We start from the raw sequence: 14,154 nt of genomic DNA on the forward strand, positions 1-14,154 counted from the left end.
GGCGGCGGCGCCAGGCGGCGGTCAGCCGTCCGGGGCCGTCCGGAACTCGCACCACACGGCCTTGCCGCCGCCCCGCGCCTCCACGCCCCAGGCGTCGGCCAGCATGTCGACCAGGAGCAGCCCGCGTCCGGAGACGCCGTCGTCCTCCGGTTCGCGGCGGCGGGGCAGCGCGCTGGAGGAGTCCTCCACCTCGACGCGCAGCCGCCGCTCACCGCCGGAGAGCAGGCGCAGGGTGACGGTCGCCGAGCCCTCGGTGTGCATCAGCGCGTTGGTGATCAGCTCGTCGGCGACGAGTTCGATCTCGTCGGCCCGGTCGCCGGCGCCCCAGGCCCGTGCCTCGGCGCCGATCAGGTGCCGGGCGCGGGTGAGGGCGTCGGGGTCGCCGGGGGCGATGCGCAGGCGCAGCCGCCCGCGCGCCCGTGGGTCCTCGGGCTCCCGGCGGCGCAGCAGGAGCAGCGCGACGTCGTCCTCGCCGCCGCGTTCCTCGGCCATGGCGATCAGGCGTCCGGCGAGTTCGCGTACGTCGTCCGGGCCCGCGGCGAAGACCTCCGCGAGGTCCCGCATGCCGTCGTCCAGGTCGGTGCCGGGCTGCTCGACCAGGCCGTCGGTGCACAGCAGCAGGGTGTCTGCGGGGTCCAGCTCCAGGGTGGCGACGGGGTACTCCAGCCGGCCGAACTCGGCGGAGAGGCCGAGCGGCAGCCCGCCCTCGACTTCGACGCGCCGGGTGGTGCCGTCGGCGTCCCGGACCAGGGGGTCGAGGTGGCCGGCCCGGACGACCTGCACGACGCCGGTGGTGAGGTCGGCCTGGGCGTACAGGCAGGTGGCGAACCGGTCGGTGTCCAGTTCGTCGAGGAAGACGGAGGCGCGGGCCATGACGGTGGCCGGGGTGTGTCCCTCGGCGGCGTAGGCGCGCAGCACGATGCGCAGCTGGCCCATGACGGCGGCGGCGTGGGTGTCGTGGCCCTGGACGTCCCCGATGACGGCGCCGACCCTGCCTCCGGGCAGCGGGATCAGGTCGTACCAGTCGCCGCCGATGTCCCGGCCGAGGGCGGCGGAGCGGTAGCGCACGGCCACGTCGGCGCCCCGGACGCTGGGGATGGTGCGGGGCAGCATCGCCTGCTGGAGGCCCTGGGCGAGGTCCTTCTCCTGCTCGTAGAGCATGGCGCGCTGCAGGCTCTGGGCGATGCTGCTGCCGAGGGCGACCAGGACGGCGCGCTCCTCGGCGGAGAAGCCGCGCCGGTCGCCGTAGAGCAGGCCCATGGCGCCGAGCGGGCGGCCCTGGGCGATCAGCGGGAGGTAGGCGGCGGAGGTGATGTGCAGCTCGGTGATGTGCGGCCAGAGGATCGGGTACTGCTCCGCGAACTCCTCGGGCGACTCGATGAAACGGGGGGCGAGCGTGCGCACGACCTCGCTCATCGGGTAGGGCTCGTCGATCCGGGTGATGCGGGTGCCGGGCACGAAGCTCTCGGTGGGGCCCTCCGCGACCAGCCGGATGCGGCCGGCCTCCACCAGACCGATGACGACACTGGCCGCGCCGAGGTGGCGGATGCCGTGGGTGTCCTTGAGGACGTCGATGACGTCCTGGACGCTACGGGCGTGGGCGAGCGCGGCGGAGATGGCCTCCACGATGCTGGTCTGCTGGCGGAACGCCTCCTCCTGCGCGGTGCGCGGGGCGCGGGCGGGGCTGTCGGCGAGTTCGCGGGTGGCGTCGCGGACGAGGCCGACGACCCGGCGCGGGCGGCCGGTGCCGTCGCGGAGGATGGCTCCCTGGCTGTGGGCCCAGCGGGTGGTGCCGTCACGGCGGCGGACGCGGAAGTAGGCGCCGTAGGTCTCGCTGCCGTCCTTGATGGCGCGGGCGACCGCCTCGTCCAGCCTGGCGGCGTCCGGCGGGGGCACCCGCAGGGCCAGGGAGGTGGCCTTGCCGTCGTACTCCTCGGGGAGCAGGTCGAAGATCTCGTGGGCCCGGGCGTCCATGTGGAACAGGCCCGCGTCCAGGTCCCAGTCGAAGCTGCCCACGTGGTTGAGCGCCAGGATCGTGTCCGGGTCGGCGGGCCGGTTCTCCGGGAGTGACAGGGCACTCGCTCCCCGATCAGCCATGGGGCCACCTTGCCAGTAAATGTCCGAATCTTCGAGTGGGGCGTGGCAGGGTGTGGCGGCCCGGCCCGTACGGGTTATGCGGGCCGGGCGGCGCGGTACACGGAAGGGCGGGCGGATACGACGGGTGGGGAGCGGCCCGGCCCGGGTGACCGCCGTGGAGGCAGGAGCGCGAGCGCGATGGAGTGGTTCACCGCCCCCGACTACTGGCTGAGCCGGCTGGTGCTCCAGCGCGGGCTCGCCGCGCTCTACCTGGTGGCGTTCCTGGCCGCGGTACGCCAGTTCCGGCCGCTGCTGGGCGAGCGCGGGATGCTGCCGGTGCCGCGCTACACCGCGCGGGTGCCGTTCCGGGAGTCGCCGAGCCTGTTCCACGCGTACTACTCGGACCGTCTCTTCGCCGGGTGCGCCTGGGCGGGGTGCGCGGTGAGCGCGGCCCTGCTGGCCGGAGCGGACTCGGCTCTGCCGCTGTGGGCCGGGATTCTGCTGTGGCTGGTGCCGTGGGCGCTCTATCTGTCGATCGTCAACGTGGGGCAGACCTGGTACGCGTTCGGCTGGGAGACGCTGCTGCTGGAGGTCGGCTTCCTCGCCGCGTTCCTCGGCAACGACGAGGTGGCGCCGCCCGTGGTGGTGCTGTTCCTGCTGCGCTGGGTGCTGTTCCGGGTGGAGTTCGGCGCGGGGCTGATCAAGCTGCGCGGGGACGCCTGCTGGCGGAAGCTGACGTGTCTGGACTACCACCACGAGACCCAGCCGATGCCCGGCCCGCTGAGCTGGTTCTTCCACCATCTGCCCAAGCCCCTGCACCGGGTGGAGGTGGCCGCCAACCATGTGACCCAACTCGTCGTACCGGTACTGCTGTTCACCCCGCAGCCGATCGCGTCGGCGGCGGCCGCGCTGATGATCGTGACCCAGCTGTGGCTGGTGCTGTCCGGGAACTTCTCCTGGCTGAACTGGATCACCATCGTGCTCGCCCTGTCCGCGCTGCGACTCCCCGCCGATCCGCCCGCCGTGGCCGCCGCGCCGCTCTGGTACGAGGTGCTGGTGCTCGCGGTCGGCGTGATCCTGCTGGCGCTCAGCTCCCGCCCGGTGATGAACATGGTCTCGCGGCGCCAGGTGATGAACCGCTCCTTCGACCCCCTGCGCCTGGTGAACACCTACGGCGCGTTCGGCAGCGTCAGCCGGGTCCGCTACGAGGTGGTGATCGAGGGCACCGACGACGAGCGGCCGCGCGAGGACGGCGACTGGCGGGAGTACGAGTTCCACGGCAAGCCGGGCGATCCCCGGCGCTGGCCGCGCCAGTTCGCGCCCTACCATCTGCGGCTGGACTGGCTGATGTGGTTCGCCGCGCTGTCGCCCGCGTACGCCGGGGACTGGTTCGGCAAGCTGGTGGAACGGCTGTTGGAGGACGACCGCGACACCCTGCGCCTGCTGCGCCGCTCCCCCTTCCCGCCCGGCGCCCCGCCCCGCTACATCCGCGCCCGCCTCTTCCGCTACCGCTTCACCACCTGGCGCGAGCTGCGCGAGACGGGCGCCTGCTGGGAACGCACGTATGTCCGGGACTTCCTGCGGCCGACCCGGCTCGGCACGATCCGCTGACGGGCCGCTGCCTCTCGACGTGGGGCGCGTGAGCGGGCACAGTGCTCCCGTGCGCGCCGTCCGCGCGCCGGGAGTCGACGAGGAGTGCACGTGAGCAGCTGGGCCGGCCGTACGGCCGCCGGGATCGCCGCCGCCGTCCGCGAGAAGCGGGTCACCCCCCGTGAGGTGGTGGCGGAGCATCTCGCGCGGATCGCGGAGCTGGACGGACGCGTCGGCGCGTTCCGCACCGTGCGCGCGGAAGCGGCTCTGGCGGAGGCGGACGAGGTCGGCGCCCGCCCGGATCTGGCCGAACTCCCCCTGGCGGGCGTGCCGGTGGCGGTGAAGGACAACCTCGGCGTGCGCGGCGAGTCCACCCGCAACGGCTCGGCCGCGACGCCGGACACCCCGGCCGCCGACGACCATGTGACCGTGGCCCGGCTGCGCGCGGCGGGCGCGGTGGTGGTCGGCCTGACGAACGTGCCCGAGCTGTGCGTGTTCGGCACCACCGAGGGCGTGTACGGCACGGCCCGCAGCCCCTGGGACCTGACCCGCACGGCGGGCGGCTCGTCCGGCGGCAGCGCGGCGGCGGTCGCGGCGGGCCTGGTACCGCTGGCGCTCGGCAACGACGGCATGGGCTCGCTGCGCATCCCGGCGGCCGCCTGCGGCCTGGTGACGCTGAAGCCGGGCCACGGCGTGGTCCCGGCGGGCATCGGCCACGGCGACTGGTTCGGCATGTCGGAGAACGGCCCGCTGGCCACCACGGTCGAGGATCTGCGGCTGATGCTCGGCGTCCTCGCGGAGAGCGCGTACCCGGTGCCCGAGGAGCGGGCGCCCCGGCGGATCGCGGCGGCCGTGCGCAGCCCGCTGGCCGGGGTGGGCGTGAGCGAGCCGTTCCGCTCGGCGGTCCGGGAGGCGGCGGGCCTGCTGAACGGCGCCGGCCACACGGTGCGGCGGGCCGAGCCGCCCTACCCGCTCGACCTGGGTCTGACCGCGCTGCGGCACTGGACGGCCGGTACGGCGGTGGACTCGGCCGAGCTGGACCCGGCCCGGCTGGCCCGGCGCACCCGCACGCACGCGGCCGTGGGCCGACGCTTCGTCCGCTCGGTGCGCACCGGCGACGCCCGCGACCGGCTTCGCGCCCGCCTGCTGCCGTTCTTCACCGAGTACGACGTGCTGCTCACCCCGGCGCTGGCCCGCCGCTCCCCCGCCGCCGCACCCTGGCACGAGCGCGGCTGGCTCGCCAACGTGGCGGTGAACACGGCCAGTTCACCCTTCACCCCGGTGTGGAACCTGACCGGCTGGCCCGCGATGTCGGTGCCCTTCGGCGCGTTGCCGAGCGGTGCCCCGGCCGCGGTGCAGCTGGTGGGCCGCCCGGGCACGGAGGCGGACCTGCTGGCGGTGGCCGAGGACCTGGAGCGACTGCGCCCCTGGGCGCGCACGGCGCCGCTGAGCTGAGCAGCCGGGCTAGAGGGCCTTGTGCATGATGTGCAGCCCGACCCTGCCGTCGCGGGGGTGGTCGAAGGCGGCCGGGACGGTGCCGAGGATGCTGAAGCCGAGGGAGGTCCAGAGGCGGACGGCGGGGTTGGTCTCGACGACGGCGTTGAAGACCATCGCGCGGTAGCCCTGGGCCTTGGCCTCGGCGAGGAGGTGCTCGGCCAGCGCCCGGCCGACGCCCCGTCCGGCCCGGTCGGGGTCGACCATGAAGCCGGCGTTGGCCACATGCGCGGCGGGGCCGCCGTAGTTCGGGGTGAGGTAGGCCGAGCCGAGCAGGGTGCCATCGGCGTCCTCGGCCACGTACACCCGTTTGGCGGGGCTCATCCAGAGGGCGCGGGCGGCTTCCTCGGGGGTGCCGGGGTCCCAGGTGTAGGTGTCACCGGCGGCGACGATGCGGTGCCAGACGGGCCAGATGCGGGGCCAGTCCCCGGCCTCGGCTTCTCTGATCAGCATGGGCGTGAGTCTGTCACGCCCATGCGCCCGACGATCGCGGGGTGCGGAAGGGGTCAGTCCACGCTGGGCAGGATATGGGGCTCCGCGAGGTCGTCCTCGTAGCCCGCCAGGCGGATCGGGGCGGAGCGAGCCCACACGTCCAGGCTGCCGAGTTCTCCGGGCCTGCGGCGGGAACGCTCCGTGCGTTCGTCGGGGCCCTGTTCGCTGGTCGTCTTCTCCGGTGTCACCGCGCACTCCTTATGTGTCGGATCACCCTCGGGGGCGTCCCGGACCTCCAGATTAACCAAATGAGCGGACCCGCGCTCGATAGGGAATGCAAACAAGACGTAACTTCCGCCCGACCGCCGCCCCCTCAATCCCCCTTAATATGGGGCCGTTTACCGCAAAGCGCATCCGCTGCGGGGGCCACCGATTCACCCACTCGGCCCAGTGATGCGTCTGCCCGGCCGACGCCCCGTCATACGACGGCGCGGCACCGGACCGAGGGGTCCGATGCCGCGCCGTCAAGTACGGGGGGGCGGGAGACGTCACCACTTGCCGGGCGCGTAGTCCTTCATGAAGACGCCGTACAGGTCCTCGCCCTGCTCGCCGCGCACGATCGGGTCGTACACGCGGGCCGCGCCGTCGACCAGGTCCAGCGGGGCGTGGAAGCCCGCCTCGGCCAGGCGCAGCTTGTCGTAGTGCGGGCGCTCGTCGGTGATCCAGCCGGTGTCGACCGAGGTCATGAGGATGCGGTCGGTGTCGAACATCTCCTGGCCGCTGGTCCGGGTGACCATGTTCATGGCGGCCTTGGCCGCGTTGGTGTTGGGGTGGCCGGCACCCTTGTAGCCGCGGGCGAAGACGCCCTCCATCGCGGAGACGTTCACGACGTAGGCGCGCCCGTTGGCGGCCCGCTTCGCGGCGGCGGCCATGGCCGGGCGGAGCTTGCTGATCAGGATGAACGGCGCCGTGTAGTTGCACAGCTGGGTCTCCAGCAGCTCCACCGGGGAGATCTGCTCGATGGACTGCACCCAGGTGTTGGTGTCGACGACGTCGGGCAGCAGGCCGCCCGCGTCGATGGCGGTGCCGTCGAGGTGCCGGGCGACGCTGGCGTTGCCCGCGACCAGGGCGAGGTCGGCGACCTTCTGGGCCTCCAGGCCGCTGGTGCCGACGGGCAGTGCGGCCAGGCCGTCGACCGCGCCGGAGTTGAAGGCGCCGATGACCTGGTGGGCGGGCAGCTCACCGGCGGGCAGCGGGGCGCTCTCGCCGTCGACCAGGGCGGCGTAGGCGGAGGGCAGCCGGCGTACGGTCTGCGTCGCGTTGTTGATCAGAATGTCGAGCGGGCCGGCCTCGCTGACCTGGTCCGCGAGGGCGACGGCCTGGGCCGGGTCGCGCAGGTCGATGCCGACGACCTCCAGGCGGTGCAGCCAGTCCGCCGAGTCCTCCATCGCCTTGAAGCGGCGGATGGCGTCCTTGGGGAACCGGGTGGTGATCGTGGTGTGGGCACCGTCGCGCAGCAGCATGAGCGCGATGTACATGCCGATCTTGGCGCGGCCGCCGGTGAGCAGGGCGCGCTTGCCGGTGAGGTCGGCGCGGGCCTCGCGGCGGGTCCGGTTCTCGGTGGCGCAGCCCTGGCAGAGCTGGTGGTAGAAGTAGTCGACCTCGGTGTACCGCTGCTTGCAGATGTAGCAGGAGCGGGGGCGCTGGAGTATGCCCGCGATCCGGCCGGCCTCGATCTTGGAGGTGGGCAGGATGCCCTCGGTCTCGTCGTCGATGCGCTCGGCGGAGCCGGTGGCGGTGGCCTCGGTGACCGAGCGGTCGTGCGCGGTCTTGGCGGCCCGGCGATCCTGGCGGCGGCGCTGCTTGACCGTGCGGTAGATGTGCGAGGTGGCCCGGCGGACCTGGATGGCGTCGGGGTGGTCGACGTCGATCCGGTCGAGTTCCTCCAGCACGCTCAGGCAGACGGCCAGGCGCTCCGGGTCGATCCCCGGCCCGTAAACGACCTCGTCCACGGCCGTCGCGTCCGCGGACACCGCGTCCGTGGACGCCGAGCCGCCTTCTGTCACCGTCATCGCGCTGCCGCTTCCCTGATCACCCGCGCGGGGGCAAGGGCGCGCCCGCTGTCGAACGGGGAATTTTACGGAGCGCCCGGCTCCTGGACCAAACCCGCACCGGTGGCGGGCGGCCCAGGGGCCGGGAACGGCCGAGGTCAGACCTCGCAGGCTGTGAGCAGCATCTCCATCTCGTCGGTGAGCGCGCGGGCCAGGACGTCGAGGTCGGGCACCGCGCGTGCGTCGGCGACAAGGCCGTAGTGGACGCGTCCCCGGTAGGTGGAGATCGCCACCGCCAGGGACTGGCCGGGGGCGAGCGGGGCGAGCGGGAAGACCTCGGCCAGCTCGTGGCCGCCGAGCTTCAGGCCGATGCCGGGCAGTGGGACGCTGGTGACGAGGATGTCGAACCAGAGCCGCGCCGCCTGTCCGACCAGCGGTCCGCCGAGCCGGTGTCCGAGCGCCGGGACGTGGTCCGCGAGGAGGGCGACGGCGCCCGCGCCCCGGTCGGCGCCGGCGTCCTTGTTGCGGACCATCGCGGTGCGCACCGTCTCCAGCCGGGCCAGCGGGTCGGGGTCGCCGACCGGAAGCCGTATCAGGTACCCGGAGAGCCGGTTGCCCTGTGGCTGGGCGGTGCGCGGGCGGCGCCGGGAGACCGGGATGAGGGCGCGCGGGGCGACTCCCTCGCTGCCGTCGCCGCGCTCGTCCAGCCAGCGGCGCAGGGCGCCCGCGACGACCGCGATCAGTACGTCGTTGACGGTGCCGCCGACGCTCTTGCGGACCCGGTGCACATCGTCGATGTCGAGCACGGCCCCGGCGGTGCGCCGGGTGCCGCTGGGGGCGGAGGTCAGGGCCGGGGCGGGGCTCATGCCGAGGGTGGAGCGGGTCAGTGAGGCGCCGATGTCCAGGGCCCGGCCCAGGTCGGAGACGGCGCCCCTGAGCAGGTCGGGGACGCGGCCGGGCAGCGCGCGCACCTCGGAGAGCAGGCCGGGCCGCTGCTCGGCGGGGCGCGGGCCGCGTTCGGGCAGGTCGACGGGGTCGAGCAGGGAGGCGGCCAGCTTCAGGGCGCGCAGCCCGTCGGCGAGGGCGTGGTGGAACTTGAACAGCACGGCGAAGGACACCCCGTCGGCGCCGGGCAGTACGTGCGCCTCCCACGGCGGCCGCCCGCGCCGCAGCGGGCGCTGCATGAGCCGTCCCGCCATGCCGTGGAAGTCGTCGGTCGGGGCGTGCAGCCGTACGTGGTCCAGCGGGTCGAAGTCCGGTACGGGCTCGCGGGTGGCGCCGCCGAAGGCGAGGGGCCGCCAGACGTCGCGGATGCGCATGCGCAGGCCGGGGACGGCGGCGGCGCGGGAGGCGAGCAGGTCGGCGGCGTGCGCGCCGGCGGCGGGCGAGTGCGTGGCGAAGACGCCGAGCGCGCCGAGGTGCATGGGGTGCCGGGCGGACTCCATGTTCCAGAAGGCGAGGTCGAGAGGGGCGAGCAGATCGGAAGTCAAGGGCGTGCCTCGCGTCGTCGACGGGTGGGTCTGCTGTCTGTCCCCGAGTCAATCCCCGAACCCTGATTACGGTCAAGTGCGATCAGGCTACGCTCAGTTAACAGCAGATAAAGTCCCGCCCCTCGAAGGGGGCGGGACTCCGCAGACCCGGAGGTCACTTCAGTGCCGGGGGCGCGGCGTCGGGTGCGGTGCCCCACTCGGACGGGCGCGGGCCGACCGTGAACGCGAGTGTCCGCAGCGAGCGCAGGGCGCGGGTCGTCAGGTAGGTGCGGTCGTGCGCGGTGCGGTCGGTGCGGACGGTCTGGATGTAGCGGTCGGCGGCCGAGGTGCCGGGCGCGGTGACGGTGAGGGCACCGGTGGGCCAGTAGCGGCGGTCCAGGGTGAGGTCGACGCGCTCGAAGACGGGGGTGGACAGGCCCCAGGTGTCGTAGCCGGGCTGGACCGGGAAGACGCCGATGGAGGTCAGCACGTTCCAGGCGGACATGGTGCCGAGGTCGTCGTTGCCGGTCATGCCGGTCGGGGTGTCGGTGAACAGGGTCAGCGCGGCGTGCACCACGTCGGTGGTCTTCCAGGGCCGGCCGGTGGCCAGGTAGGTGTAGGGGGCGATCAGGTCGGGTTCGTTCTGCGGGTTGTACTTGTCGGCGTTGTAGTAGTCGTACGGGTCGCCGTGCACCCACACCTGGCGGGCGGTCAGCGCGGGGTCGGCGAGCAGCTTGTCGTAGGCGAAGAAGGTGTCCAGGCGGCGTTCGGCCGCTTCCTTGCCGCCGATCAGGCCGATCATGCCGGGCAGGTCCTGGGGCACCAGCCACTGGTACTGCCAGGCGGTGCCCTCGTGGAAGCCGGTGCCCCGGGCGGGGTCTGCGGAGCCGGTGAAGGCGCCGGAGGCGTCGCGGGCACGGAAGAAGCCGGTCGTGGGGTCGAAGAGGTTGCGGTAGTTACGGGACCGGGCGGCGTAGCGGGCGGCGTCGTCCCGGTGGCCGAGGGCGCGGGCCATCTGGGCGAGCATGGCGTCGGAGAGGGCGTACTCCAGGGTGGCGGAGGCGCCGAAGTGGTAGTCGGAGTCGCCCACCTTGGCGTAGGGGCGGCCCTTGATGTAGGGCGCGTAGCCGTGCGCCAGGTACTCGGCGTTGGCCTCCCGGCCGACGCCCGGATGGGCGGTGGGCGGCACGCCGTCGGCGTTCTTCTTGAGCGCCTGGTAGGCGCGGTCCTCGAAGCCCTTCAGCAGGCCGAGGTGGAAGGCGGTGGTGAGGAAGGGGGTCACCGGGTCGCCGGTCATGATGTTGGTCTCGACCGGGCCGTATCCCCACTTGGGCAGCCAGCCGCCGTCCTCGTCGATCCGTACCACCGAGCGCGCCATGTCACGGGCCTCGCGCGGGGCGAGCAGGCCGAGCAGCTGGGCCTGGGTGCGGTAGGTGTCCCACAGGGACCAGTTCTGGTAGTAGGTGAAGCCCCGCGCGCGGTGCGGTTTCTGGTCCCAGCCCAGGTAGCGGCCGTCGGCGTCGCTGCCGATGTTGGGCGCGAGGAACGAGCGGTACAGCGAGGAGTAGAAGGTGCGGCGCAGCGCCGGGTCGCCGCCGCGCACCCGCACGGTCGAGAGCCGCTCCTCCCACGCCTCGCGGGCCCGCCGGCGCACGGTGTCGAAGGACGGCCCGCCCTCGGCGCGCAGGTTGGCGGCCGCGCCGCGCACGTCGACGTACGACAGCGCGGTGGTCGCCTCGACCGTGCGGTCCTGCGTGGTGTCGAACCGGACGTACGCCCCGCCCGTCCCACTCCGTGCCCCGGCCGTGACCGCGCCGGAGTCCCAGGCCCCGTACGCGGTGAAGGGCCGGCTGAACCGGGTGACGGTGTACACGGTGTACGGGCCGGTGTCCCGGCAGAAGCCATGGCCGGAGATCTTCGTGCGTACGGTGCGGTCGTCGAGGATCTCGACTTCGGCGCCGCCCGGCTTGTGCAGCGACTGGGCGGCGTTGAGCAGGACGTTGGCCTGCTGGGTGGCCGGGAAGGTGTAGCGCTGGACGCCGGTGCGGGCGGTGGCGGTGAGTTCGGCGCGGATGCCGGTGCCGAGACCGACGCGGTAGTAGCCGGGGCTCGCCTCCTCGTCGTCGTGGGAGAAGGCGGCGGCGTAGCGGGCGTTGTCGGTGGCGGTGACCTCGCCGGTGGTGGGCAGCACGGGCAGGTCGCCGCCGATGCGGCAGCCGACGCCGGAGACATGGAGCAGGGAGAAGCCGCGGATGTGGTCGTGGGTGTGGTCGTAGCCCGTTCTGTGCCCGGTGTCCGGGGAGAGCTGGACCATGCCGAACGGCACGGCGGCGCCGGGGAAGGTGTTGCCCTCGTTCTGGGTCCCGATGAACGGGTTGACCAGATCGGTGAGGTGGCCGTCGGACGGTTCGGCGGCGCGGGCCGGGGTGGCGGCCAGCGCGGACGCTGCCATCACCCCGGCCAGGCACAGCCGGGTGCGCCGGGTCCCTCTCATGTCGGATGACCTCCGCTGGTTCGACGTCGTTGCCTGCATCGTGCGGGGCGAACGACGTGAACTCGGGCATCCGGGACGGTTCGAGGGCGGCGCGTCGCGCGCGGGGCCGCCCGGCGGCGGGTCAGGTGACGAGCTGGCCCTTGCCCAGAGCGATCACCCCGCCCCGGGAGACGGTGTACAGCTCGGCGTCGCGGTCGGGGTTGACGCCGATGGTCGCGCCCGGCGGTACCTCCACGTTCTTGTCCAGCACCGCGCCCCGCACCACCGCGCCCCGGCCGACGCGCACGTTGTCGTGCAGCACCGAGCCCTGGACGACCGCGCCGGGGTCGACGCGCACGCCGGGCGAGAGTACCGAGCGGCTGACCTGGCCCCGGATGAGGCAGCCGGCGCTGATGATGGACTCGCTGGCGATGCCGCCCGCGCTGAACCGGGCCGGGGAGAGCTGGTTGGCGTGGGTGTAGATGGGCCACTGCCGGTTGTACAGGTTGAACGCGGGCCGCTCGGCGATCAGGTCCATGTGGGAGTCGTAGTAGGCGTCGAGGGTGCCGACGTCCCGCCAGTACCCCTGGTCGCGGGTGGTCTCGCCGGGGACGTGGTTGTCCTGGAAGTCGTACAGCTGGGCCTCGCCGCGGCTGGTGAGCTGGGGGAGGATCGAGCCGCCCATGTCGTGCGCCGACTGCTCGTCCTCGGCGTCCCGTTGGAGGGCCTCGATGAGGACCTTGGTGGTGAAGACGTAGTTGCCCATGGAGGCGAACACGCTGGCCGGGTCGTCGGGCAGGCCGGGAGGGTCGGTGGGCTTCTCCAGGAAGCGCTGCACCATGCGGCCGTCCGAGCCCGGCGTGATCACGCCGAACGACGAGGACTCCGAGCGCGGCACCCGGATACCGGCGACGGTGACGCCCGCGCCGCCCTCGATGTGCCGGCTCAGCATCTGCCGGGGGTCCATGCGGTAGACGTGGTCGGCGCCGAACACCGCGACGTACTCGGGCTGTTCGTCGTGGACCAGGTTGAGCGACTGGAGGATGGCGTCGGCGCTGCCGAGGTACCAGCGGGGGCCCAGGCGCTGCTGGGCGGGGACGGGGGTGACGTAGTTGCCGAGCAGGCTGGACATCCGCCAGGTGGTGGTGACGTGCCGGTCCAGCGAGTGCGACTTGTACTGGGTGAGCACGCAGATGCGCAGCACGTCGGCGTTGACCAGGTTGGACAGGACGAAGTCGACCAGCCGGTAGGTGCCGCCGAAGGTGACCGCGGGTTTGGCCCGGTCCGTGGTGAGCGGCATCAGCCGCTTGCCCTCACCGCCGGCCAGCACGATCCCGAGAACCGAAGGACCTCCTCGGCGCATGGCGCCTCCCCTCACCCTTGGTTGAATCCACGAATGCCCTGGCATCCGCCGGGTCAATCCTGCTTACGGATCTCCTCGTACAGTCCCGCGGTGCGCCGGGCCACCGCGTCCCAGCCGAACTCCCCCACCGCGCGGGCCCGTCCGGCCTCCCCCATCCGCCGCGCGGCCGCCGGGTCGGCGAGGACGGTGTCCAGGGCGCGGGCGAGGTTCCCCTCGAAGTCGCCGTCGGCGTCGACGAGCAGCCCGGTGCGGCCGTCCTCGACGACCTCCGGGATGCCGCCGACGCGGGAGGCGACGACCGGGGTGCCGCAGGCCATGGCCTCCAGGTTGACGATGCCGAGCGGCTCGTAGACCGAGGGGCATACGAACACGGCTGCGTGGGTGAGGAGTTGGACCACCTCGGCACGCGGCAGCATCTGCGGAATCCAGAACACCCCGGCCCGGACCGCGCTGAGTTCCTGGTAGCGGTCCCGGAACTCCCGGTCGATCTCCGGGGTGTCGGGGGCGCCCGCGCACAGCACGACCTGGGTATCCGGGTCGATCCCCCTTACCGCGCGCAGCAGTTGGGGTACGCCCTTCTGCCGGGTGATGCGGCCGACGAAGAGGACGTACGGCCGCTCCGGGTCGATGCCGTGCCTGCGGAGGGCGTCGGTGCCGGGGTCGGGGCGGTAGAGGCGGGTGTCGATGCCGTTGTGCACGACGTGCACGCGGTCCGCGTCCAGCGCCGGGTAGCAGGCGAGGATGTCGTCCCGCATGGCACCGGACACGGCGATCACGGCGTCCGCCGACTCGATCGCGGTGCGCTCGGCCCAGCTCGACAGGGCGTATCCGCCGCCCAGTTGCTCGGCCTTCCAGGGGCGCAGCGGCTCCAGCGAGTGCGCGGTCGTCACATGGGGGATGCCGTAGAGCAGCTTGGCGAGGTGGCCGGCGAGGCCCGCGTACCAGGTGTGGGAGTGGACGAGGTCGCTGCCCTGGAGGGCGGCGGCCATGGAGAGGTCCACGGAGAAGGTGCGCAGGGCGTCGTTGGAGCCGTCGAGCACGGGCCACGGGCGGTGCCGGACGACACCGACGCCCCGGCCCTCGCCCCAGCAGTGCACCTCCAGGTCCACGAGTCCGGCCAGCTCGCGGGCCAGGAACTCGACATGGACGCCGGCACCGCCGTACACGTCCGGGGGGTACTCACGCGTCAGCAGTCCCACTCGCACC

The 14,154-nt window shown here is 73.2% G+C and carries 10 protein-coding genes; 2 read left to right on the forward strand and 8 right to left on the reverse strand.

Annotation, left to right across the window (positions count from 1 at the left end; all coding sequences use genetic code 11):
* Nucleotides 1-21: 21 nt before the first annotated feature.
* Nucleotides 22-2,097 carry a SpoIIE family protein phosphatase gene (locus tag ACIGA3_RS12840; protein ID WP_399713867.1) on the reverse strand — a complete coding sequence of 692 codons (2,076 nt, stop codon included), beginning with the start codon at nucleotides 2,095-2,097 and terminating at the stop codon, nucleotides 22-24.
* Between the two features lie 177 nt (nucleotides 2,098-2,274).
* Here ACIGA3_RS12840 and ACIGA3_RS12845 point away from each other — a divergent pair, with 177 nt between their 5' ends.
* Together ACIGA3_RS12845 and ACIGA3_RS12850 are read left to right on the forward strand one after the other, a co-directional pair.
* Nucleotides 2,275-3,687, forward strand: coding sequence for a lipase maturation factor family protein (locus ACIGA3_RS12845; protein ID WP_399713871.1), 1,413 nt, complete (start codon nucleotides 2,275-2,277; stop codon nucleotides 3,685-3,687).
* A 90-nt stretch (nucleotides 3,688-3,777) separates the two neighbouring features.
* Entirely contained in the window at nucleotides 3,778-5,121 is a 1,344-nt protein-coding gene (locus ACIGA3_RS12850) for an amidase (protein WP_399713873.1), read from the forward strand.
* A gap of 9 nt (nucleotides 5,122-5,130) precedes the next feature.
* Here the strand turns inward: ACIGA3_RS12850 and ACIGA3_RS12855 are convergent, their stop codons facing one another.
* The 7 genes from ACIGA3_RS12855 to glgA form a co-directional block, all read right to left on the reverse strand.
* On the reverse strand, nucleotides 5,131-5,613 hold the full coding sequence (locus tag ACIGA3_RS12855; protein ID WP_399713876.1) for a GNAT family N-acetyltransferase: 483 nt from the start codon (nucleotides 5,611-5,613) through the stop codon (nucleotides 5,131-5,133).
* Nucleotides 5,614-5,666: 53 nt separating this feature from the next.
* Nucleotides 5,667-5,840, reverse strand: coding sequence for a hypothetical protein (locus ACIGA3_RS12860; RefSeq protein ID WP_107030878.1), 174 nt, complete (start codon nucleotides 5,838-5,840; stop codon nucleotides 5,667-5,669).
* A 300-nt stretch (nucleotides 5,841-6,140) separates the two neighbouring features.
* Nucleotides 6,141-7,664 carry an SDR family NAD(P)-dependent oxidoreductase gene (locus tag ACIGA3_RS12865; protein ID WP_399713879.1) on the reverse strand — a complete coding sequence of 508 codons (1,524 nt, stop codon included), beginning with the start codon at nucleotides 7,662-7,664 and terminating at the stop codon, nucleotides 6,141-6,143.
* Between the two features lie 137 nt (nucleotides 7,665-7,801).
* The gene (locus ACIGA3_RS12870) at nucleotides 7,802-9,133 is read right to left on the reverse strand and encodes a wax ester/triacylglycerol synthase family O-acyltransferase (protein WP_399713882.1); all 1,332 of its coding nucleotides are present in this window, start codon (nucleotides 9,131-9,133) and stop codon (nucleotides 7,802-7,804) included.
* A 154-nt stretch (nucleotides 9,134-9,287) separates the two neighbouring features.
* Nucleotides 9,288-11,606 (reverse strand): GH92 family glycosyl hydrolase, encoded by a 2,319-nt coding sequence (locus ACIGA3_RS12875; protein WP_399713884.1) that lies wholly within the window; start codon nucleotides 11,604-11,606, stop codon nucleotides 9,288-9,290.
* A 121-nt stretch (nucleotides 11,607-11,727) separates the two neighbouring features.
* Nucleotides 11,728-12,948: a glucose-1-phosphate adenylyltransferase gene (glgC, locus tag ACIGA3_RS12880; RefSeq protein WP_399713887.1), complete on the reverse strand. Its 1,221-nt coding sequence runs from the start codon at nucleotides 12,946-12,948 to the stop codon at nucleotides 11,728-11,730.
* A 53-nt stretch (nucleotides 12,949-13,001) separates the two neighbouring features.
* The gene (gene glgA / locus ACIGA3_RS12885) at nucleotides 13,002-14,147 is read right to left on the reverse strand and encodes a glycogen synthase (RefSeq protein WP_399713889.1); all 1,146 of its coding nucleotides are present in this window, start codon (nucleotides 14,145-14,147) and stop codon (nucleotides 13,002-13,004) included.
* Nucleotides 14,148-14,154 lie beyond the last annotated feature (7 nt).

The organism is Streptomyces sp. NPDC085596 (assembly GCF_044541565.1).
Lineage (GTDB): Bacteria > Actinomycetota > Actinomycetes > Streptomycetales > Streptomycetaceae > Streptomyces.

Excerpts from the sequence above, each read along its gene's own strand:
- ACIGA3_RS12840 (WP_399713867.1), bottom strand. The coding sequence starts at position 2,097 with ATGGCTGATCGGGGAGCGAGTGCCCTGTCACTCCCGGAGAACCGGCCC.
- ACIGA3_RS12855 (WP_399713876.1), bottom strand. The coding sequence starts at position 5,613 with ATGCTGATCAGAGAAGCCGAGGCCGGGGACTGGCCCCGCATCTGGCCC.
- ACIGA3_RS12865 (WP_399713879.1), bottom strand. The coding sequence starts at position 7,664 with ATGACGGTGACAGAAGGCGGCTCGGCGTCCACGGACGCGGTGTCCGCG.
- ACIGA3_RS12845 (WP_399713871.1), top strand. The coding sequence starts at position 2,275 with ATGGAGTGGTTCACCGCCCCCGACTACTGGCTGAGCCGGCTGGTGCTC.
- glgC (WP_399713887.1), bottom strand. The coding sequence starts at position 12,948 with ATGCGCCGAGGAGGTCCTTCGGTTCTCGGGATCGTGCTGGCCGGCGGT.
- ACIGA3_RS12875 (WP_399713884.1), bottom strand. The coding sequence starts at position 11,606 with ATGAGAGGGACCCGGCGCACCCGGCTGTGCCTGGCCGGGGTGATGGCA.